General features: G+C 61.9%; 15 protein-coding genes and 2 riboswitches. Of the genes, 6 read left to right on the top strand and 9 right to left on the bottom strand.

The window, feature by feature from the left end:
• On the top strand, positions 1 to 241 hold a 241-nt coding region (locus tag ACESYO_RS10345; RefSeq protein WP_373209964.1), incomplete at its 5' end, for a hypothetical protein.
• On the opposite strand, the gene ACESYO_RS10340 is transcribed toward ACESYO_RS10345, so the two are convergent.
• Positions 242 to 1,945: a M3 family oligoendopeptidase gene (locus tag ACESYO_RS10340; protein WP_373209963.1), complete on the bottom strand. Its 1,704-nt coding sequence runs from the start codon at positions 1,943 to 1,945 to the stop codon at positions 242 to 244.
• A gap of 150 nt (positions 1,946 to 2,095) precedes the next feature.
• Between ACESYO_RS10340 and ACESYO_RS10335 the strand changes: the two genes are divergently transcribed.
• Both ACESYO_RS10335 and ACESYO_RS10330 read left to right on the top strand, forming a co-directional pair.
• Positions 2,096 to 3,025 (top strand): DMT family transporter, encoded by a 930-nt coding sequence (locus tag ACESYO_RS10335; protein ID WP_373209962.1) that lies wholly within the window; start codon positions 2,096 to 2,098, stop codon positions 3,023 to 3,025.
• 57 nt (positions 3,026 to 3,082) lie between these two features.
• Positions 3,083 to 3,184, top strand: a riboswitch (THF riboswitch).
• Positions 3,185 to 3,299: 115 nt separating this feature from the next.
• Positions 3,300 to 3,872: a folate family ECF transporter S component gene (locus ACESYO_RS10330; RefSeq protein WP_058963287.1), complete on the top strand. Its 573-nt coding sequence runs from the start codon at positions 3,300 to 3,302 to the stop codon at positions 3,870 to 3,872.
• A gap of 63 nt (positions 3,873 to 3,935) precedes the next feature.
• On the opposite strand, the gene ACESYO_RS10325 is transcribed toward ACESYO_RS10330, so the two are convergent.
• From ACESYO_RS10325 to ACESYO_RS10295, 7 genes are all read right to left on the bottom strand, one after another.
• Positions 3,936 to 4,199, bottom strand: coding sequence for a hypothetical protein (locus ACESYO_RS10325; protein ID WP_346672720.1), 264 nt, complete (start codon positions 4,197 to 4,199; stop codon positions 3,936 to 3,938).
• Complete coding sequence (locus ACESYO_RS10320) at positions 4,183 to 5,013, bottom strand: Cof-type HAD-IIB family hydrolase (protein ID WP_373209961.1); 831 nt, start codon at positions 5,011 to 5,013, stop codon at positions 4,183 to 4,185. Before ACESYO_RS10320 ends, ACESYO_RS10325 begins: the two co-directional genes overlap by 17 nt.
• A complete protein-coding gene (gene proC / locus ACESYO_RS10315) occupies positions 5,010 to 5,819 on the bottom strand; it encodes a pyrroline-5-carboxylate reductase (protein WP_373209960.1) in 810 nt (269 codons plus the stop codon). The genes ACESYO_RS10320 and proC overlap by 4 nt, the downstream gene beginning before the upstream one ends.
• Before the next feature lie 95 nt (positions 5,820 to 5,914).
• A complete protein-coding gene (locus tag ACESYO_RS10310; protein WP_373209959.1) occupies positions 5,915 to 7,114 on the bottom strand; it encodes a chloride channel protein in 1,200 nt (399 codons plus the stop codon).
• 64 nt (positions 7,115 to 7,178) lie between these two features.
• Positions 7,179 to 7,264, bottom strand: a riboswitch (Fluoride riboswitch).
• Positions 7,265 to 7,302: 38 nt separating this feature from the next.
• Positions 7,303 to 8,571: an ABC transporter permease gene (locus ACESYO_RS10305; RefSeq protein WP_373209958.1), complete on the bottom strand. Its 1,269-nt coding sequence runs from the start codon at positions 8,569 to 8,571 to the stop codon at positions 7,303 to 7,305.
• Positions 8,558 to 9,265 carry an ABC transporter ATP-binding protein gene (locus tag ACESYO_RS10300; protein WP_373209957.1) on the bottom strand — a complete coding sequence of 236 codons (708 nt, stop codon included), beginning with the start codon at positions 9,263 to 9,265 and terminating at the stop codon, positions 8,558 to 8,560. The genes ACESYO_RS10305 and ACESYO_RS10300 overlap by 14 nt, the downstream gene beginning before the upstream one ends.
• A 5-nt stretch (positions 9,266 to 9,270) precedes the next feature.
• Positions 9,271 to 11,058: an HlyD family efflux transporter periplasmic adaptor subunit gene (locus ACESYO_RS10295; RefSeq protein ID WP_373209956.1), complete on the bottom strand. Its 1,788-nt coding sequence runs from the start codon at positions 11,056 to 11,058 to the stop codon at positions 9,271 to 9,273.
• A 283-nt stretch (positions 11,059 to 11,341) separates the two neighbouring features.
• On the opposite strand from ACESYO_RS10295, the gene ACESYO_RS10290 reads away from it, so the two are divergent.
• The 3 genes from ACESYO_RS10290 to ACESYO_RS10280 all read left to right on the top strand — a co-directional run bounded on the left by ACESYO_RS10290 (position 11,342) and on the right by ACESYO_RS10280 (position 18,943).
• A complete protein-coding gene (locus ACESYO_RS10290) occupies positions 11,342 to 14,293 on the top strand; it encodes a bacterial Ig-like domain-containing protein (RefSeq protein ID WP_373209954.1) in 2,952 nt (983 codons plus the stop codon).
• A 211-nt stretch (positions 14,294 to 14,504) separates the two neighbouring features.
• The gene (locus tag ACESYO_RS10285) at positions 14,505 to 17,591 is read left to right on the top strand and encodes an EAL domain-containing protein (RefSeq protein ID WP_373209953.1); all 3,087 of its coding nucleotides are present in this window, start codon (positions 14,505 to 14,507) and stop codon (positions 17,589 to 17,591) included.
• Positions 17,591 to 18,943 carry a diguanylate cyclase domain-containing protein gene (locus ACESYO_RS10280; protein WP_373209952.1) on the top strand — a complete coding sequence of 451 codons (1,353 nt, stop codon included), beginning with the start codon at positions 17,591 to 17,593 and terminating at the stop codon, positions 18,941 to 18,943. The genes ACESYO_RS10285 and ACESYO_RS10280 overlap by 1 nt, the downstream gene beginning before the upstream one ends.
• Before the next feature lie 65 nt (positions 18,944 to 19,008).
• On the opposite strand, the gene ACESYO_RS10275 is transcribed toward ACESYO_RS10280, so the two are convergent.
• Positions 19,009 to 20,481 carry a glycoside hydrolase family 32 protein gene (locus ACESYO_RS10275; RefSeq protein ID WP_373209951.1) on the bottom strand — a complete coding sequence of 491 codons (1,473 nt, stop codon included), beginning with the start codon at positions 20,479 to 20,481 and terminating at the stop codon, positions 19,009 to 19,011.

The raw sequence follows: 20,481 nt of genomic DNA, 5'->3' as shown, positions 1-20,481 counted from the left end.
AAGGAGTCTTAAACCTTCCGAGCCCCTTTTTCGGGGCTCTTTTCTTTTACCCTACGGGGGATTATGGAGCGGTTACGATACTGCGCCGCCTTTCTGCTATACTCTTTTTGTTGTGTTTGGTTCATTGCAGTTTCAGACTACAACAAAAAATGAGATAGGCAACCCTTTCGGGGAAGTCTATCTCATTTTTTTCATTTTAGGCTATTTTGCAACAGCCCCACATGAAAAGATTTTTCACTGATTACAGGGTTTTGTTCTGTTCCTTCACCCAGTCGAACACCTGCTGTGCCACCGGAGCAATGGCACCCTGCTCAAAGGGAACCGTGAAGCCTGCGGCCTTGACCAGACCAGCGTAGGTGTCGCCGCCGCCCTTCTTCACCAGAGCCAGATACCGCTGCCAGGCATCCTTCGGGTCGTTCAGATGGGTTGCAAAGAACTGCAGCGACACAATCTGCGCCAGGCAGTAGTCGATGTAGTAGAAGGGATACTGATAGACGTGCAGCTGCCGCTGCCAGCCCGCACCCCGGCCATAGAAGGGCAGGCCGTCGAAGTCATTCCAGGGGCGATACTTGCGCTCCAGCTCCAGCCAGATGCCGTTGCGCTCGTCCGGGGTCAGATGGGGCTGGCTGTAAACAATGTGCTGGAATTCATCCACCATGCAGCCGTAAGGCAGGAAGGTGAGTGCCTCCTGGGCATGGGCCAGCGCATACTTGGCGGTGTCCTTGCCGAAGAACAGGTGATGCCAGGGGCTGGTGAGGAATTCCATGGACATGCTGTGGATCTCGCAGCTTTCCAGACCGGGGTTGGCCAGCTCCTGACACATGCCCTGGCCGGCTGCCACCCATGCCTGGAAGGCGTGACCGGCCTCGTGGGTCAGCACGTCCACGTCGCCGGAGGTGCCGTTGAAGTTGGAGAACACAAAGGGCGCGCCATAACCGGGGACGGTCTCGCAGTAGCCGCCGGGGGCCTTGCCGGGGCGGCTCTCCAGATCAAACAGCTGGCTCTCGGTCATAAAATCGATGAAGCGGGCGGTCTCAGGGCTCAGCTCCCGGTACATCTGCACCGCCTTGGCCAGCAGCTCGGGGGCAGTGCCCTGCGGGATAGGGTTGCCGTCCTTAAAGCTGACGGTGGTATCGTAGAATTTTGCGTCGGGCAGGCCGATGCGGGCAAACTGCTCCTTCATGGCCTCGTGGGCCAGCGGAGTCACGCTCTGGGCCACCTGATCCCGGAAGCTCTTCACGTCCGCCTCGTTGTAGCCCAGCCGGCCCATCCGCAGATAGGACAGGGGCACATAACTCTCGTACCCCAGCTTGCGGGCCTGGGCGTTGCGGTTTTCGATCATTTTGGTGTAGATCTCATCCAGCTCTTCCCGGTTGTCGTCAAAGAAGCGGCCGTCCGCCTCAAAGGCAGCCTTGCGCACTGCCCGATCCAGGCTCTGCTTATAGGGGCCCATTTCGGGCAGGGTCAGGCTCTTGCCGTCAAACTGCACCTGACCGCCCGCATACAGCTTCTGATAGCGGCTGGCCAGCGCGTTCTCCTGCTGCATCAGTTCCAGCACTTCCTCGCTGGCACTGGCAGCAGCCACCTCCATCTTCTGCAGAAGGATGTCGCCGTACTCCTCCGCCAGGCCCTGCTTGTGGGGGCTGGACAGCAGCGCCCGGTACAGCGCCAGCTGGGCATTGCCCACGCCGGGCGCCTCCTGATCGAAGAAATCGTTCTCCGCATCGTAGAATTCATCCCGGGTGTCCAGCGTGTGGCGAATCTGCGCCAGCCGCGCCGCGGTGCTGAATTCGTCATCCAGTCTGGTATGCTCCTTAAAAACATCCGCCAGCTCCCGGCCGCTTTCGGCCTTTTCTGCCCGGGCGGTGAGCTGCCGGTATGCCTCGGTCACCTGCTGCACATCCGGGCGGGTGTATTTCATCTCGCTGAATTTGGTAACTGCCATCGTTCTGTTCCTTTCCGGCCCTTTTGGCAAGGGCCCTGCCGGAGCCGCCCGACGGGCGATTTGCCCCATCGGATGGCTTTACTTTTTACTGATAACATTTTATACTTTTCCAGTGGATATTTCAAACCCTGAGAGGTGGATTGTTGCATTATGAAGGATTCTTCCCCGCTTTCCCGGCCGGCAGTGGCTGCCGCGCTGGCCCTGATCCCCTGCTTTTTGTGGGGCAGTGCCGTCCCCTGCATCAAGATCGGCTGCCAGCTGTTTCAGCTGTCGTCCGGCGATATTCCCGGCCAACTGGTGTTTGCCGGCATCCGTTTTTCCATTGCCGGGCTGATGGTCATCGTCTTTGCCAGCATCCGGGCCCGCCGGCTGGCCGCCCCCAGTAAGGCCACCCTGCCGATGGTGCTCAAGCTGGGCTGCGTACAGACCATTCTGCAATATGTGTTTTATTATGCCGGTGTTGCCAACACCAGCGGAGTGAACGCAGCCATCATCACCGCCACCAACACCTTTTTCTGCATTCTGCTGGCCACACTGGTGTTCCGCTACGAAGCCCTCACCGCCCGCAAGCTGATTGGCTGTGCCGTGGGCTTTGCCGGCGTGGCGCTCATCAACCTGAGCAGCTCCTCCGGCGGGCAGGGCAGCCTTCTGGGCGACGGCCTGGTGCTCATTGCCGCCATCGCCTATGCCTTTTCCAGCGTGCTGGTGAAGCGGTACTCCCAAAAGGAGAATACCTTTGTGCTCTGCGGCTGGCAGTTTTTGTTCGGCGGTGTGGTCATGACTCTGCTGGGCCTTATGCTGGGCGGCCGGCTGGCCGCGCCCACCCCGACTTCCGCGGCGCTGCTGGTATATATGGGCTTTATCTCGGCGGTGGCCTACTCACTGTGGTCGGTGCTGCTGGCCCACAACCCGGTGGCCCGTATCTCGGTGTTCGGATTCATGAACCCGGTGTTCGGCGTGCTGCTCAGTACCCTTTTGCTGGGCGAGGGGGAAGCAGCCTTCCGCCCGCAGGGGCTGGCTGCGCTGGTGCTGATCTGCGTGGGCATTCTGGTGGTGAACAAAACCTCCGCAAAAGACTGACTGTTTAATTTGCGGTCGGGGCTTGTTTTCCCCTCCTGCCGGGTCTATAATGGAGCGTGCAGAGTAAAAGCCTGTGCGTCAAGTGCCAGCCCGACGGGGAGTTGCGGGCCGGACGAAGAAGCACTCCGCTTCGCGGTACAGACTTTGCATCCCGCTGCTGCATAAACGAAGTGTGTGCAGGCAAATGCGGGGCGCAGTGCCCTTGCCGCGCTGTACCCTTTTTTGTATCCTCACCTCCTTTTGTGCGGCATCCGCATACAAAAGGAGGTTTTTCATGTCCAAAATCAAGCAACTCTTTCAGGATTCCGCCGCCCGGTTCCATCAGCCCCGCACACTGGCGGTGGTGGCGCTGCTCATCGCGCTGAACATCACGCTGGACGCGCTGAACATCCGGCTGCAGCTCACCCCCCAGCTGCGCATCGGCTTCGGCTTTCTGACCAGCGCCATGGCCGGTATGCTGTTCGGCCCCGCGGTGGCCATGACCGCCGGCGCCGCCAGCGATTTTCTGGGCTGGGTGGTAAACAACGGCGGCGGGGCCTATTTCCCCGGCTTCACCCTCACCGCCATTCTGGCCGGCATGATCTGGGGTCTGGCCCTTTACCGCAAGCCCCTGCGCTGGTATCGGGTGCTGGCCGCCAAGCTGAGCATCAACATTCTTTTAAACATCTTTTTGAACAGCTTCTGGCTGTATCTCTATTATGGCCAGAATTTTCAGCTGGCCACCCTTCCGCTGCGCATCGGCAAAAATCTGGTGCTGCTGCCAGTGGAGGTTCTGCTCACCCTGTTTGTGGGCCGGGTGGTGCTGCGGGTGGAACAGCAAAGCGTTTACAACCGGGGCCGGCAGTAACGCCCTGTCAATTACACAAAAAAAGAAGGAGTTCACCCCGGGCTCCTTCTTTTTTGTTTTGCTTCAAATCCAGCCGGCCAGAACCGCCAGCTGCCGGGCCAGCGCCCACAAAAACCACAGGCTTACCAGCACGCACAATGCGCCGTAAAACAGCTTCATGCTCTTTTTCGGCTCCCGGCGCAGGCGCACAGCCAGGCTGACCGCCCACAGGGCCAGTCCCACCAGAAACAGCGGGCTGAAAAACAGCAGGCCGGCAATCAGGCAGAGGTTTGCCGCAACAACGCCTTTTTCCCGCAAAAACTCCATCCGCTCACCTGCCCAGCACATACTTTTCCAATGCCAGAGCCACGCCGTCCTCGTCGTTGGTGGCGGTGACCGCCGCGGCCTTCTGCTGGATGGCAAGGGGCGCATTTCCCATGGCCACGCCAAGGCCCACCGCCTCCAGCATGGCCAGATCGTTTTCCGAGTCGCCGCAGGCCATCACCTGGCTTTTTTCCAGCCCCAGCATCCGGCCCAGCTCCAGCAGAGCAAGCCCCTTGGTGGCACCCTCGTCGCTGACCTCCAGATTGTTGGCCTCGCTGGATACAATGGCAAAGCCGCCCATTTCCCGGGCAATCTGCCGGGCCTTCTGCCGGTTCTCCTCGCTGGTGAAAAACATGGTGCATTTTTCAAAGCCTTCCTGCGAGGCAATAAAGTCCCACATGCTCTCCACCGGCTGGCGGCTCATGCGCATGTAGGGGGCCATGTTCCGGGGCGCCCATTCCTCGGCAGCGTCCAGATTTCTCTGCTCGCAGTATCCGCTGCCGCCGGTGAATACATCGAACACCCGCCACAGGCCCTGGGTCGCCTGATAAAGCTGCTGCACCCGCGCCCGGCTGATCCAGTTTTTGATCACGAATTCCCGGTCGGCCAGCCGCACCACGGTGGCTCCGTTGGCGGTGACCGCATAGTCCACGCCGGGGATCTGAAGAAACTCCGGCAGCACGCCCCGCAGCGGCCGGCCGGTGGCCGGGATCACCCGGCAGCCTGCGTCGATGGCCGCCCGGATGGCCGCATGGTTGCGGGGGCTGATCTGATTCTTGCTGTTCAGCAGGGTACCGTCGATGTCCAGCCCCACCAGTTTGATGTTGTATTTGCTCACTGCTTGCCAAGCTCCTTGTTTTTTTCAAAGCTGCGAACCACCGCGTTGATGGCCGCGGCCCGCAGGCCGCCCTCCTCCAGTGCGTGAACGCCGGCAATGGTGCTGCCGCCGGGGCTGCACACCTCGTCCTTCAGCTGACCGGGATGCTTGCCGGTCTCCAGCACCATCTGGGCCGCGCCCGCCAGCGTCTGAGCCGCATATTCCAGAGCCTTTGCCCTGGGCAGGCCGCACTCCACGCCGCCGTCCGCCAGTGCTTCGATAAACTGGTACACATAGGCAGGCCCGCAGCCGGACACCGAGCTGCCCGCATCCATCAGCTTTTCGTCGATGGAGTCGAAGCGGCCGGCGGCGTCCATCTTGATCAGGAACTCCTCCAGATCCTCCCGGTCCACTCCGGGGCCGGCGGTATACAGAATCATGCCCTGCCCGATGGCCACCGGCGTGTTGGGCATGATGCGCAGCATGGGCGCGGGACGCCCCAGCATCTGGGCCAGCCGATCCAGCTGAAGGCCGGCGGCCATGCTCACCAGCACGAACCGGTCGGTGCGCTGGGCCAGTACCGGAGCCAGCTCCATCAGAACCTGACCCATGCCGGCGGGCTTCACGCCCAGAAAGACAAATTTGGCTTCCCGGGCCACGGTGGCGTTGTCCATCGCCACGTCACAGTCCAGCTCCTCGGCCAGCGAGATGGCCTTTTCCATGCTGCGGTTGGTCAGCACCACCTGACGGGGGTTCCAGCGGCAGGCCGCCCGGGCCAGCGCGCCGCCCATGTTGCCCACGCCGATGAATCCAAAGGTATAGCTCATAGCAAAACGCCTCATTTCCATGTTTCAGTAAGGCCCGCAGACCGCGGGCAATGTTCTGCTTCCAGTATACCCGCTGGGGGTCTGTTTTGCAATTCTTATTCCGTGCGCTGGGCAGGATAGATGGTGGCGCCGCCGCTGCACACCCGGGCCGCCGCGCAGCACAGAAGGCCAAAGGGCAGAAACTCCCAGCCAAACACCTCGCCCGCGATCAGCGCCGGAGCCAGCAGCGTACGGCTGGCCGCACCGAACACCGCACAGTAGCCCGCCGCCGCGGCCACCGGCACCGGCACCCCCGCCAGCGGGGCCAGCCAGACGCCCAGAGACGCACCGATGGAAAACAGCGGCGTGACCTCGCCGCCCTGAAACCCGCCGGCCAGCGTGACCACAGTAAAGACCAGCTTGGCCAGCCAGTCGTACCAGTACACCGTTCCGCCCGCAAAAGCCGCGGTGATCAGGTTGGTGCCCAGGCCGGAATACCGGCCCCAGTGGCAGGCAAGGCTCGCCGCCGCCACCACTGCACCCACCAGTGCAGCCCGGGCCACCGGGTTGTGCATCCGCTGCCCCAGAAAAGCCTTTGCCCGGCCCAGGCCGATTGCAAACAACGCGCCGACAAGGCCAAAGCAAAGCCCCAGACAGGCCAGCCGCAGCGCCATGGGCCCATCCAGCACAGGCAGACCGGTCAGCTCCACCGTGAATTTTTCCAGCCCAAGCGCACCGCTGGTCCAGCTGGCTGCCAGTGACGCTGCCAGCACCGGCAGCAAAGCCTCCAGATCCAGCCGCCCCACCGCCGTAACCTCCACCGCAAACAGCGCCGCCGCAAAGGGCGTGCGGAACAGCCCGCCGAAGCCCGCCGCCATGCCGGCCTTGAGCAGCAGTTTCTTTGCGTTTTGCATCGGCAGCAGGCGGCCTGCCCCCCGACCCAGGGCCGCGCCCATCTGCACCGCCACTCCCTCGCGCCCGGCGCTGCCGCCGAACAGATGGGTGGCCCAGGTGGACAGGAAAATCATGGGGATCAGCCGCCGGGGGATCGTTTCCTCCTCGTCAAAGGCCGCGTCGATCACCAGCCCCATCCCCCGGCCTGCCCGGCTGCCCCAGCGCCGGTAGCACCAGGCGATGACCGCACCCGCCAGCGGCAGAAAGGGCAGCCACCGGCCGGGATGCGCATCCCGCACCGCGCCAATGGCCAGCAGCCCCCGGCCGAACACGGCGGCCAGCGCACCGGCCGCCACACCCACTGCCGCCGCCACCGCACACAATGCCAGCAGCCGCAGTGCCTGTTTTCCGATTTCTTTCATTGGTTCCTCCTTGCCGAAGCCCTTCCCCATACGCACAGAAAAGGGCTGACGGCCCCGTGATTCACAGATCACAGAAGCCATCAGCCCGAACAGGCGGTTTGGGCGGGCATATCCGGCCCGCCGGGGGAGTGCCTCATTCCCCGTATGCTTTCAAAAGGATACCGCTGCTTTGCGGTTTTGTCAAGGAGTTACTCATACCGCAGCGCATCGATGGGGTCCATCTTCGCGGCCTTGCTTGCCGGGTAGTAACCGAAGAACACGCCGATGAGCATGGAGAAGCCCACCGCCAGACCAATGGCCGTAAGGCCGGGCTTTGCCGCGTAGCCCAAAAGGCCTGCACCCGCTGCGCCCAGACCCACGCCCAGTGCCACACCCAGCGCACCGCCCACCAGGCAGATCACCACCGCCTCGGTGATGAACTGCATCCGGATGGCGAAGCCCGGCGCGCCCAGCGCCTTGCGGGTGCCGATCTCCCGGGTACGCTCGGTGATGCTCACCAGCATGATGTTCATCACGCCGATGCCGCCCACCAGCAGGCTGATGGCCGCGATGGCGCTGATGGCCAGCTTCACGGTGTTCAGCATGCCGGTCATCTCCTCCAGCATGCTTTCCATGCTGGAAGCGGTGGCGGTGTAGCTTTCGTTGCGGGTATAGAAGCTGGCAAAGAAGCTCTCCACCTGCTCCAGGAAGGCGGTGGTGTCGGTATCGGTGGAGGCCACCACGGTAAAGCTCTGGTAGCCGGTTTCGCCGCCGCTCAGCTTCTGGGCCGCTTCCAGCGGCAGATACAGCTCGGTCACCGGGTCGGAGCCGGTCATGCTCACAAAGCCGTCGTCATCGTATTCATACACGCCGGCCACATAAAAGCGGAGCAGCTGACCGTTCACGCTCAGCTCAAACTCCTGCCCCAGAACCGATGCGCCGCTGGTACCGAACACACTCTCACAGAACACGTCGCTCACCACGGCGATCTGGCGTTCCCCGTCGGAATCCTTTACGAAGCGCCCGTGCAGCAGATTCACATTGTTGGCCAGTGCATATTCCTCATTCACGCCCATGGCCGTCACCTGCACGGTGGTGTCGTCCTGCTGCACCTGCCCGCTGCCCAGGCTCTGGCTCAATGCAATGGCATAAATTTCGTCCGGGTAGGCGGTGCGGAATTCCTCGATCATGGCATTGGTGAACAGATCCTCACTGGAGGGATTCTCCATGCCGAACATGCGCACCGCACCGCCGGTGGTTTCGTCGTCCTCGGATTTTCGCTGCAGGCTCACGGTAATGTTGTTGATGCCGAAGCCCTGCAGACTGTCGGTAATGGAGCCGGTGAGGGAATCGCCCAGCGTAACAATGGCGATCACCGAGCCGATGCCGATGATGATGCCCAGCATGGTGAGCAGCGCCCGCAGCTTGTTGGCCCACAGGCTGCTGAAGGCCAGGCGGATGTTATCAAACAGCTGCACTGCGTCCCGCCCCCTTTCGCTCCCCCACAAACCGGCCGTCCCGCAGCGTAAGGATGCGCTCGCACTCGGCGGCCAGCTCCTGGCTGTGGGTGATGAGCACGATGGTCATTCCCTTTGCGTGCAGCTCGTGGAAAATATCCATCACGGTGCGGCTGGTGGCGGAATCCAGTGCGCCGGTGGGTTCGTCCGCCAGAAGCAGGGCGGGCTGGTTGACCAGCGCCCGGGCGATGGCCACCCGCTGCTTCTGCCCGCCGGAAAGCTCATTGGGCTGGTGGCGGGCCCGCTCACCCATGTTCACCATCTCCAGCAGCTCTTTTGCCCGCTGGGTGCGCTGCCGGGCGGGTACCCCGGCGTAGAGCATGGGCAGCTCCACGTTTTTCAGGGCGCTTGTGCGCCCGATCAGGTTGAAGGTCTGAAACACAAACCCGATCTTCCGGTTGCGGATCACCGAAAGCTCCCTGTCCTTTGCGCGGGTGATGTCCACCCCGTCCAGCGTATAGCTGCCCTCCGTGGGCCGGTCCAGCGCGCCGATGATGTTCATCAGCGTGGATTTGCCACTGCCGGATTCACCCACGATGGCCACGAATTCACCGGGATACACCTGCAAATCGATGCCGTGTAAAATCTCCAGTTCGTTGGTCTTGCCGATGTAGTACCGCTTCACAATGCCCTGCATGTCAATGATCGGCTGCATCTGCATCAGCCTCCCATCGCCGGGCCGCCGGCCATGCCGCCCCGGCCGCCGCCACCGCCGCCAGTGGGAGCGGTGATGACCACAGAGCCATCCATCGCGCCCCCTTCCGCGGGAGCCATGCCGCTCATTTCGCCGGGCATTGCGGAGCTCATATCCAGCTCCTCAGTGGCTTCGCTTTCATCGGCCGCGGCGCGCACCACCATGCCCTCTTCCAGCTCAGCGCCGCTGATCTGGGCGTAGTAGTCGTTCTGCTCACCCACGGTGACGACCATCTCTTCAAACACCGGCTCACCATCCGTCTCGCCGGTCTGCACATAGATCACGCTTTCGCCCGCTTCATTCTCACCGATGGCATCCAGCGGAACGCTGAACACATCCTCGGTGGTGGACAGGATGATCTCCACCTTGGCATTGGTACCGATCAGCAGGCCACTGTCCGCATCGTTGATGGTCACCTCCGCCGCAAAGCTGCTGGAGGAGGAACCGCCGCCGGTGGCGGTGGGCGAGATCTGGGTCAGGGTGCCGCTCACTTCCTTGTCGGTCACATCGCTGGTGATGCGGGCGGTCATCCCCACCTGTACGCTCTCAATATCATATTCCGGAATGGTGATGGCCACCTTCAGGGAATCGGTGTTCTGAATGGTGGCGGCCGCGCCGTCGATCATGCTGCCCACGGTGGCGTTCACCGCAGTCACCCTGCCGCTGGTCTCTGCAGTCAGGGTGCACTGCTCCAGCTGCTCCTGCAGATCGGTCAGCTCATCACTTTCGGAGGATTTGTTGTAGCTCTCCAGTGCATCATCGCAGGTTTCCTGCGCGGTCTCCTGGGTTTTCACCGCCTGATCATAAGCGGTCTGAGCCTGCTCGTATGCGGCCTGGGCCTGCTGGTAGGTGGTCTGCAGTCCGGTCAGGCCCACCGTGTTCTGGGCATCGCTCAGCGCCTTCTGCTTTTCCTGCGCCAGTGCAGAGGCCTGATCGTAGGCCGCCTGCGCGCTGCTCTGGGCGGCGTTCGCCGCATCCAGCTGGGCCTGGGCATTGTCCAGCGCGCTCTTCAGGCCGGCCAGCGTTTCCGCGTCGCCCGCGGCAGGCTGATAATCCGCCGCCAGCTGTCGGTCGCTCTCGGTTTTCCAGGCGCCATAGGCATCGTTGTAGACGGTCTGCTTTTCAGCCGTGGCGGCCATGGCATCGTTCAAAGCGCTCAGAGCGCTTTCCTGCTGGGCGGCGGCGCTGTCTGCCTCGCTCTGGAAGGAGCTCACCTTGCTGCGGGCGCTGTCGTACGCCTGCCAGGCGTCGCTCTTGGCCTCCTCCGCATCATCCAGATCCTCCTTGGCCTCCGCCGTTTTGGTCTGGGCCTCAGCCAGGCTCTCCTGTGCCTTCTGGTAGGTCTTTTCCGCCTGCGCCATGTTGTCTGCCAGAGTCTCCTTCGCCTTTTCGATGCTCTTCTCCAGGCTTTCGGTGTCCAGCGTGCAGATCACGTCGCCCGCCTCGACCATATCGCCCACCTGCACATCCACCGTTTTGACGGTGTATTTCAGGTCGGTGGTCACATTGGACACATCACTGCTCTCTACTGTGCCGCTGGCGCTGATGGAATCATCCAGTGTGCCTTTCTGCAGGGTCACCGTACGCACATAACTGCCGCTTTTTGCCGCTGTGGGCAGCGCCGGCCGCCGCAGCTTGAAGTACCACAGCCCCACCGCCGCAATCAGCAGGATCAGCACCACAATCACCAGTGCTTTTTTGTGCCTGTTCAGGCAGCCTCCCACCCGACCAACGGCCGATTTCACCTTATTCATTCGCTTCAATTCCCCCTCGTGAATCATTCAGAATTTCCCGGCGCAGGGTATGTGCCGGGGCTAAAACCGAACTTATTTTAACGGCCGTTTGTGAAAAGCCGCCGTGTAAAGGGTGAAAGATGTGTGTGTGGCAAACCTTTATGCAACCTTTACAGGCTGTAAACCTATTGTAAATTAGGGCATCCTCGCCTTCTCTTTTTCCCACCTGTTTTATATAATAAAGCTGCATTCTTTCGCATCGGCTTGCGGCCGTGTCTTTCCCCCTGTGAACGGAGGATTCCCCATGATCAAACGCTGTATCGCAACCCTGCTTACTCTGGTGCTCTGCATGGCGCCCGCCGGCGGCCTTCTTCTGCCCGCCCGGGCGGCAGAACAGCCACCCCGGGATTTTGCCAATCTGGTGCTTTTCGCCTACTTCAGCGACGAGCCCAACAAGGACTATTTCAACCAGCCCTCCGCTCAGCCGGGCAAAAGCCGGGCCCAGGCCCTGATGGAACTGTACGACGGGCAGCAGGGCCGCTCCTTCCGCCAGTACATGAACACCATCTCCGGCGGCCGGTTCCAGGTGCACAACCTTTTTCCCCAGTGGGACGGCCAGACCCTGACCGCCTGCGAGCTGCCCTTCACCCGGCAGCAGGCCCAGACCGGCAGCATCGACGCCTCGATCCTGACCGCGCTGGTGCAGCAGCTCCCCGCTCTGGATGGCCAGCTGCTGGACTATGACGGCGACGGCGCCATCGACAACCTGAGCCTTGTGCTGCTGGGCGAAGCGGAAAACACCGCCGGTTCGCCGCCCTCTCTCTACCCCCACCAGAATATACTGCCTGCCGGGCTGAGCTTCAGCGGCAAGGAGGTGGCCAGCTACAACATGCTGAACACCGACCGTCTGCTGGATTCCACATTGGCGGACGGTTCCGGCGTAATCTGCCACGAGTTCCTGCACACGCTGGGGTATCCGGATCTGTATCCCCGGGACGCTTCGGTACCGGTGGGCTCTTGGGACATCATGGCGTCCTCCTCCCGGTACCTGAGCTGGCCGCTTGCCTATCTGCGGGCACACTTTTCCGGCTGGGTCACATTGCCCGAGTTAAACGAGTCTGCCAAAAACATTTCCATCTGCGCCCCCGGCGAGGCGGGAAATCAGGCCTATGTGATCCGCTCTCAGCGCAATCCCTACGAGGTCTTTGTGGTGGAGATGCGCCGCCAGACCCAGCCCCAGAGCGATGACACGCTGGACTCCCGCATCGGGGGTACCGGGCTGATCGTCTACCGGGTGGACACCACGGTGGACGGTCTGAGCAACTATTTCGGTTCCACCGGCGTGTATGTGTTCCGCCCCCAGCCGGGCCGGAACGGCTATGTGGAGGGCAGCGAGCGGGCCACCGTGAACAACGCCTTCCTGTCCGCCGAAAGCGGGCGCACCTTCATCGGCAGTGCAGACCCGAACGCGGGTCTTGCCCAGGGCGCGCTCACCTTCTCGGACGGCACAAATTCCGGCATTGTGATCTCGGATGTATCCGCCGCCCAGGGCGGCAGCATGACCTTCTCGGTCAGCATTCCTCAGGCCAATGCTCAGGATCTGTGGCAGGACGCCCAGTTCCCGGAGCATTCCGGCGCGGCGCTGGCCCAAAGCCCCATCCGGGGCCAGCTTATGGCCGCCGGATACGACCTGCCCTACACCGGCGACCAGCTGCAGCTCTATGCTTTTGCGGACCCCGGCTGGGCTCCGGTCACGTCGGAACCGCTCACCCAGAACGGCGGCTTTGAACAGGTAACGCTCACCAGCCTGCGGGATGTTCCCACCGTGGCCTGGCGTGCCAGCGACGGTGCGCTGTATCTGGCCATGCTGAAGGACGGAGCCTGGAAATCGCTGGGCTTTTTGCCGGATGTGGACGACTACGCCATCACCGCCCGGGGCGGCACACTGCACATCGCCTATGTGGCCGGCGGCTATTCCAAAGCCGGTTACGCCACTGCCACCAGAAGCGGCATCAGCCGGCAGGGCCTGTGCGCCACCGGCCGCATGTTCGGCAGCCCGAAAATCGCAGTCAACGAACAGGGTCAGGTATATCTGGCCTTCTGGGATGTGACCAACAACGACGCACTTCTGCTCTATCAGGCAGGGCAGGAGGGCAACTTCTCCCGCCTGGCCGGGCCCGGCCAGGCCAGCACCTTTGATCTTGCCGCCGGAAAGGAGGGCCTGCTTCTGGCCTTCGGCGGCAGCTCCCCGGAGCTGAAGCAGCTGGAGGGCGACACCTGGAAAACCATTGCCCGGCTGGACCAGCCCGTGCATGAGCCCCGTCTGGCCACAGGCGACGGCTCTCTCTTCCTTCTGGCCGCACCCAATGGCGCTTCCTCCAAGAATCTGCGGGTCTACCGCCTTGCAGGAGACTCCTTTCTGCAGGTGGGTGACCCGGTGGACAAAAACGGCAATGCGGCCGACCTGACCGTTTTCGATGGCCGGCTGTTCACTGCCTACCGCACAAACGGCAAGGCCCGGATCCGTTTCAACGCCCCTGCCGACACCACGGACGCCCTGCTTTCGCTGTCTGTCACTCCGCCCAACCAGCTCTCCTATCTTCAGGGAGAGTCCGTCTCCACCCGGGGCATGCAGGTATTTGCCAACTATACTTCCGGCCCCCGGGAGCTTGCCCCGGCAGAATATGCCCTGACCGGCTTTGACTCCACCCAGCCCGGTCAGCGGCAGGCTACCGTGAGCCATCAGGGTCTGACCGCTTCTTTCCCCTATACGGTTTTCGAACGGCCGATTCCCACTGCCGTTCCCACGGCAGTACCGACTGCGCAGCCTACCGCAGAACCCACTGCGCAGCCCACCGCAGTACCCACCGCGCAGCCTACCGCAGTACCCACTGCGCAGCCTACTGTGGCCCCCACCGTACAGCCTGCCGCGAGCCCTGCGGAAAAAGCGGCCACTCCTCCGGCTGCTCAGCCGGCAGCCACATCCATACCGGCCACCCCCGCACCGGAAGCCACCGTTCCGCCCAGCAGCGCAGTGATCCGCCCCGCACGGCCCACCACCGCACCTTCGCCCACTCCCGCAGCTGCTCCAACGGAACAACCCACTGTCACGCCCAGCCCGAGCCCCGCGGCATCCGCATCCAGCGATGTGCCCGCCGGCAAAACGGCAGGCCCGTCTGCCGCCCCCTTCCTGCTGGGACTTGCCGGGCTGTGTGTATGCGGCGGTCTGGCGCTGCTGTTCTTCAAGCGCCGCTGATCCCCCATCTTTCTTCTGCGGCACACTCCGGCATTGGCAGTCGTTTTCCCACACAGAAACGACACACAATTTCACGTTTTGCAGAATGTACCCGGCCTTCACAGCCGGGTACATTTTTTGTTATAATCAAAAGAAGGGGGTCCGGCGGCTCCAGACAGATACAGCCGCCGAGACAGATGGTCCAATGGGCCGGGGGGAGCCGAGTACATTGATGATGGAGCACTTGCGGAGCTTTTTTGAGGAGATGGACGAGTTCGTCTATATTTCAGATCTGGAAACCCACCAGCTGGTGTACATGAACCGGCGGCTGCGGGAATCGCTGAACTGTGGCCCGGCGGAGGACTACACAAAAAAGCGATGCTATGAGGTGCTTCAGGGCACCGACCGGCCCTGCGCCTTCTGCAATGACAACCAGCTGAAGGCGGGGCAGTTTCTCTCCTGGATCCACAAAAACCCGGTGTTCAATAAGCGCTATCTGATCAAGGACAGCCTGCTGGAGGACAATGGCCGGAAATACCGCATCGAGATTGCGGTGGATGTGGATGCGGAGGTGCTGTGCAAAACACCTTACTACTACGCCCGCAGCGAGACCATTCTGAACGAGTGCATGCGGCAGATGTTTTCCACCACCAATCCCAACGACGCGCTGGAGTTACTGCTGGCCTATCTGGGCCGCACCTTCGAGTGCGACCGGGCCTACGTGTTCGAGATCGACGCCGACGAGCGGGTGGACAACACCTACGAGTGGTGCGCTCCGGGCGTGGAGCCCCAGAAGGATATCCTGCAGAAGGTTCCCCTTTCCAGCATCGACTGGTGGATGCAGGTTTTTTCCCGCAATGAGGTGATCCTGATCCGGAACCTGGAAGACATCCGTCTCCAGTATCCGCTGGTGTATGCGCTGCTCAAGCCCCAGAATGTGGATACACTGGCAGCGGGGCCGGTGTGCATTGAGGGCAAGGTGGTGGGCTTCCTCGGAGTAGACAACCCCAGCCGGGAGATGATGGGCATGCTGGTGCCCATCATCAACGTGCTGGGCCGGTTTGTGGCGTCGCTTCTCAGCCGGCGGGATCTGCTCCGGCGGCTGCATACCCTGAGCTACCGGGATCCGCTCACCGGGCTTTACAATCGCAACGCCATGTTTGCGCAAAGCACACGCTGCGACGGACTGAAGCAGCTGGGCGTCGTTTACTGCGACATCACCGCCCTCAAACAGACCAACGACTCGGTGGGTCACGATGCGGGCGACCGGCTGATTCGCCACTGTGCCCGCCTTTTGCAGGAAGCCCTGCACACGCCCTGCATCTATCGCTCCGGCGGAGACGAATTCGTGGCCGTGTTCCGGGATACGCCCCGGGAGATTTTTGAGGAGAATGTGCAGGCGCTGCGCCGGCGTGTTCAGCAGGATGAACACCACATCGCCATCGGCTGCGCCTGGTCTGACCGGCCGCCCTTTGACCTGGACGATCTGATCTGTCAGGCCGACCGGGTGATGTATCAGGATAAACGGGACTATTACCGGGCCAACCGATCCATTCCCGGGGTGGATCGCCGCAAAAGCGACCGCGGACCGGATGCCTCTTCGACAGAAAAAAGCAGTCTGTTCTATCATTTTCTGGCCTCCACCTATCACGATATGGAATTTCTGTTCCGCTCCATTTCCCAGCAGAATACGGTGGGCTATTTCTATTTTGGCGATATGGAGAAGGACCTGTTCTACATTTCCGATAACATGCGGGATGAGTTCGGTTTTCCCAGCAACGTGGTGCCCGGCCTGTTGAAGGAGTGGGCCAACCGCATCCCCAGCCCTCAGTATCAGGAAATGTACTGGCGTCAGCTGCAGGAGATGCTGCGGGAAAAGCGCACCGTACACGACCTGCGCTATCAGATCCGCAACGCACGGGGAAAAACCATCTGGATCCGCTGCTTCGGCCTGATGAAATGGAACGAGGACAAAACGCGGCCGCTGTTCTTCTCCGGCCGCGTCACCCATCAGGACGACGACTTCGTGGTGGATCCGGTGACCAATTTCCCCCGGGCCACCGCCACCTTCAGCCGGATGGAGGAGCTGAGCCAGAACCACCAGAAATGCCTGGCCATCGGCTTCAGCCTGAACAGCATCACCGAACTGAACAACGCCCGCGGCCGCACCTACAGCGATCATCTGGTGAGCAACATTGCCGATGAACTGATGAAAAACCTGATGGGCAAGATGTCCTTCTACCGGCTGGAAGGAATGCGCTGCATGGCGCTGGTGGAACCGGACTGCCACGAAAGCCGGCAGGAGCTGGTGCGCCAGATCCGCGAGATCGTGGAGGCCGGCTACCGCACTGCCGGGCTCTCGGTTCATCAGCCCTGCTCCTTCGCCCTGATGGAATGCCCCAGAGACTCGCTGTCTCCCTCGGATTTTGCGGAGGACATGGTTTCTCTGATCAAGGTGGCCCGCCACGATTCCCGTCAGCCCTTTGTGGAGGACTCGCTGGAAAACCGCAAAAAGATCCGGGAACTTTCCAACATTGCGCTGGCGCTGAACCGGGATGTGCTGCGGGGCATGGAAAACTTCCGCATCGTGGTGCAGCCGGTGGTCTCGGCCGAAACCGGTGCAATCGTGGGCGGCGAAACCCTGCTGCGCTGGAGTTTCCAGGGCACAGACGTTTCCCCCGCGCTGTTCATCCCCATGCTGGAAAAGGACAACCTGATCCAGCTGGCGGGCCGCTGGGTGTTCGAGCAGGTGGCCTGCACCTGCATGCGGCTGGTGGCCTGCGTGCCGGACTTCTACCTCACCTTCAACGTGAGCCTGCAGCAGCTGGCCGATGAGCAGTTCACCGCCTTCATGCGCACTACCCTGGAAAAATACCGGGTGAGCGGCCGCAGCCTGGTAGCGGAAATGACCGAAAGCTGCATGGACGAACAGCCGGAAAATCTGCTCCGCTTTGTGGACGACTGCCGGGAAATGGGCATCGAGATCGCGCTGGACGATTTCGGCAGCGGATACTCCTCGCTGCGGATGCTGCTGCGGTACCCTTCCAGCATCATCAAGCTGGACCGGTCGCTGCTGAGCGAGATGGCCGCGTCCGAGGACAAGATGAACTTTATTTCCAGCATTGTGTACGCCTGCCATCGCTTCGGCAAAAAGGTATGTATGGAAGGCGTGGAAACCGAAACACAGAATAAACTGATCCGGGAATCCGGCTGTGACATGATCCAGGGCTACTATCACTACCGGCCCATGGAACTGGAGGATGTCTACGCGCTTGCTTCCCGCGGAACGGATCGGTTCGCGAAGGGAGATGCACGATAATGCACGCAACGGTACGGGCAGAAGACGTTTTTTGCTGGCTGGATGAGTTTTGCAGCCGGTATTTCCGGCAGCGGGACGCCGAAGCCACTCTGGCCCTGCTTTCGCCCCGGTTTCTCAGCGTGGGCACCGGCGAAGGCGAGGTCGCGTTGGACAAGGCCCAGTTCCGCCATCTGCTTCTGGAGGAACTGCGGGCGCTGCCCTGGCCGATGAGCTGCGTGATCGAAAATTTTACCGCCCACCGGCGGGCCGAAACCTGCTGGGACTGCTTTTGCGATCTGCTGGTGGGGCTGGAACAGCCCGAACGCCATGTGCATGTGACCTACCGGATCCGGCTCACCGCCGGCTTCCATGTGGAGGAAGAGCGCTGGTTCATCGACACCATGCACGCCTCGGAAGCAAGCCATACCCAGGAGGACGGGGAATTCTTTCCCCTTTCCTTTGTGTTCCAGGGCACCGAGCAGATCAACCGCAAGACCCAGCGGGAGCTCACCGAAATTCTGGTGCAGCTTATGCCCGGCGGGGTTGTGGGCGGCTATGTGGAGGAGGGCTTTCCGCTGTATGTGGCCAACGACCGGATGCTCCAGATGGCAGGCTACTCCAGCTATGAGGAGTTCGACCGGGCCATTCAGGGGCTGGTGATCAACAGCATCCATCCGGACGATCGGGACTTCGTGACCATGCTGGTGCATCAGGCCCTGACCAAAGGCGATCAGTACGAGGTGCAGTACCGCATGAAACGGCGGGACGGCTCCGACATGTGGGTTCACGACATCGGCCGCAAAACCATCGCGGACAACGGACGCGAAGCCATCATCAGCGTGCTGGTGGACATCTCGGAGCAGGTGTCCGCCAAGAAGGATCTGGAAAAGGCCGCGGACAAAGACCCGCTCACCGGGCTGTTCAACCGCAAGGCAGCCCAGACCCGGATCGAAACCGCCATGCACACCAGCGGTGGTTATCTGTTCGTGATCATGGATCTGGACAACTTCAAGCAGGTGAACGATCGCTACGGCCACCAGCAGGGTGACCGGGCGCTGTATGAATTCGCCGGCCTGCTCACCCATACCTTCCGCCGCACCGACACCCTGTTCCGGCTGGGCGGCGATGAGTTCGGGGTGTTTTTCGCGGCACCCCGGGAGGTGGGTGTGCTGGAATACAAGCTGAAAAGCCTTGTGCAGAATTATCAGGCACTGGCTCAGAAGAACTGGCCCCGGGCCTGCTCCTCCCTTTCCATCGGCGGCGTTCACGGGCAGATGCCCCGGGAATTCGCCGAGCTGTACCGCATGGCGGACAAGGTGCTCTATGAAGTGAAAAAAGAGGGAAAGGGCTCCGTGCGCATCCTGCCCCTGTAAATCAACGAAAAGGCCCCCGGGCCGCAGGTGATTTCCTGCGGCCCGGGGGCCTTTTTTCTGTTTCTTTATGCCAGCTCGTGGCTCGTCAGTTCCAAAACCGCCGCGCCCTCGCTGTGCAGCGAGATGCCCTGTGCATCCGCCGGGGTATCCAGCAGCGCACTGATGGTTCGCTCGCCGTCGTTCACAAACAGCTCGGCACAATCTCCATCCAGCACAAGGCGCAGGGTCAGCGCCCCGTTCTGTGGAGCAGCCTTGATGCGGCGCTGATGGGGAATATCTCTCCGGCTGCCGCAGCAGCTGCGGTCAAACACCAGCTCATTGTACGCGCTGCTCCACTCCACACTGGTAAAATGGCGATCGTCCTGTGCGAAACGCAAGGTAAAGCGGCGGCACTCCGGGCTTGCGGCGGCATCCAGCCGGATGGTCAGATCCAGTCTGCGTCCGGCCACACCCGCATACGAGGTGCTGCCATCCAGCGTTTCCTTGCGGTGAACCGTGTTTTTCCACATGGCCTCGATCTCCCGCACCGGGCGCTGACACAGCCGGCCATCCCGGATAAACAGTTCCCGGGCCATGGTCATGCAGTTAAACCACCGGTGGTTGCGGGGCGCTTCGTTCACGGTGGCCCAGTTTTGCATCCAGGCCACCATCACCCGCCGGCCGTCCGGCGTGAGGGTGGTCTGCGGCGCGTAAAAGTCGGTGCCGTAATCGATGGGCTGCACGCTCTCGCGGGTAAACTCCGCCCGCTCTTTGTCGTAACGGCCCAGCAGTGCCACGGTGCCGAAGCCCGCGTGGAACTCGCCATCGGGGGTGCCCTCCATCTCCTGCGGGCTGACCAGCAGCAGCTGCCGGTCATCCAGCGCAAAGAAGTCCGGGCATTCCCACATTTTGCCGTATTCGTTGCGGCAGACATCCAGCGTGGTGCGGTACGTCCAGCGGCGGGCGTCCGGGCTTTCATACAGCAGGATACGGCCCTGCTCCCTGTCGTCGCGGGTGGAGACCACACAGTGGTAGACTCCGTCCTCATACCAGATCTTCGGGTCGCGGAAATCCACACAGCTGGCCCCCTCGGGCAGCAGGCTTTCACCGATGACCGGATTGGCGGCATCCTTCACAAAGTCGGTGCCGTCCCCCTCGGCCAGGCATTGCAGCTGCTTTGTGCCGCCCTTTCCGTCGTCCTGCACTCCGGTGTACAGCAGCAGCAGACGGCCGTCCGGTGTGGGGGTGGCAGTGCCGGAAAAGCAGCCCTTTGCGTCAGCGTCGGTGTCCGGCGCCATGGCGCAGGGCCGGTGTTCCCAGTGCAGCAGGTCGGTGCTTACGGCGTGGCCCCAGTGCATGGGCCCCCAAACCGTGTCGTAGGGGTAATATTGATAAAACATGTGATACGCGCCCTGATAATAGCAGAACCCGTTGGGGTCATTCATCCAGCCAACCCAGGGGGTCAGATGGAATGCCGGGCGATCCTGGGCGGGAATCGCCGATCCCTCCCGGCGTTCATAGGCGCGGGCTTCTTCCAGTTTGGTCGCAGAACACGGCAT

This window comes from Allofournierella massiliensis (assembly GCF_964241245.1).
Classification (GTDB): domain Bacteria; phylum Bacillota; class Clostridia; order Oscillospirales; family Ruminococcaceae; genus Allofournierella; species Allofournierella massiliensis.
The sequence above is the reverse complement of the archived record's forward strand: the minus strand, read 5'-3'. Positions and strand labels throughout refer to the sequence as shown.

Coding starts and splice junctions, on each gene's coding strand:
- proC (WP_373209960.1), bottom strand. CDS start 5,819: ATGAGCTATACCTTTGGATTCATCGGCGTGGGCAACATGGGCGGCGCG.
- ACESYO_RS10295 (WP_373209956.1), bottom strand. CDS start 11,058: ATGAATAAGGTGAAATCGGCCGTTGGTCGGGTGGGAGGCTGCCTGAAC.
- ACESYO_RS10325 (WP_346672720.1), bottom strand. CDS start 4,199: ATGTGCTGGGCAGGTGAGCGGATGGAGTTTTTGCGGGAAAAAGGCGTT.
- ACESYO_RS10285 (WP_373209953.1), top strand. CDS start 14,505: ATGATGGAGCACTTGCGGAGCTTTTTTGAGGAGATGGACGAGTTCGTC.
- ACESYO_RS10290 (WP_373209954.1), top strand. CDS start 11,342: ATGATCAAACGCTGTATCGCAACCCTGCTTACTCTGGTGCTCTGCATG.
- ACESYO_RS10335 (WP_373209962.1), top strand. CDS start 2,096: ATGAAGGATTCTTCCCCGCTTTCCCGGCCGGCAGTGGCTGCCGCGCTG.
- ACESYO_RS10275 (WP_373209951.1), bottom strand. CDS start 20,481: ATGCCGTGTTCTGCGACCAAACTGGAAGAAGCCCGCGCCTATGAACGC.
- ACESYO_RS10310 (WP_373209959.1), bottom strand. CDS start 7,114: ATGAAAGAAATCGGAAAACAGGCACTGCGGCTGCTGGCATTGTGTGCG.
- ACESYO_RS10330 (WP_058963287.1), top strand. CDS start 3,300: ATGTCCAAAATCAAGCAACTCTTTCAGGATTCCGCCGCCCGGTTCCAT.
- ACESYO_RS10300 (WP_373209957.1), bottom strand. CDS start 9,265: ATGCAGCCGATCATTGACATGCAGGGCATTGTGAAGCGGTACTACATC.
- ACESYO_RS10280 (WP_373209952.1), top strand. CDS start 17,591: ATGCACGCAACGGTACGGGCAGAAGACGTTTTTTGCTGGCTGGATGAG.
- ACESYO_RS10340 (WP_373209963.1), bottom strand. CDS start 1,945: ATGGCAGTTACCAAATTCAGCGAGATGAAATACACCCGCCCGGATGTG.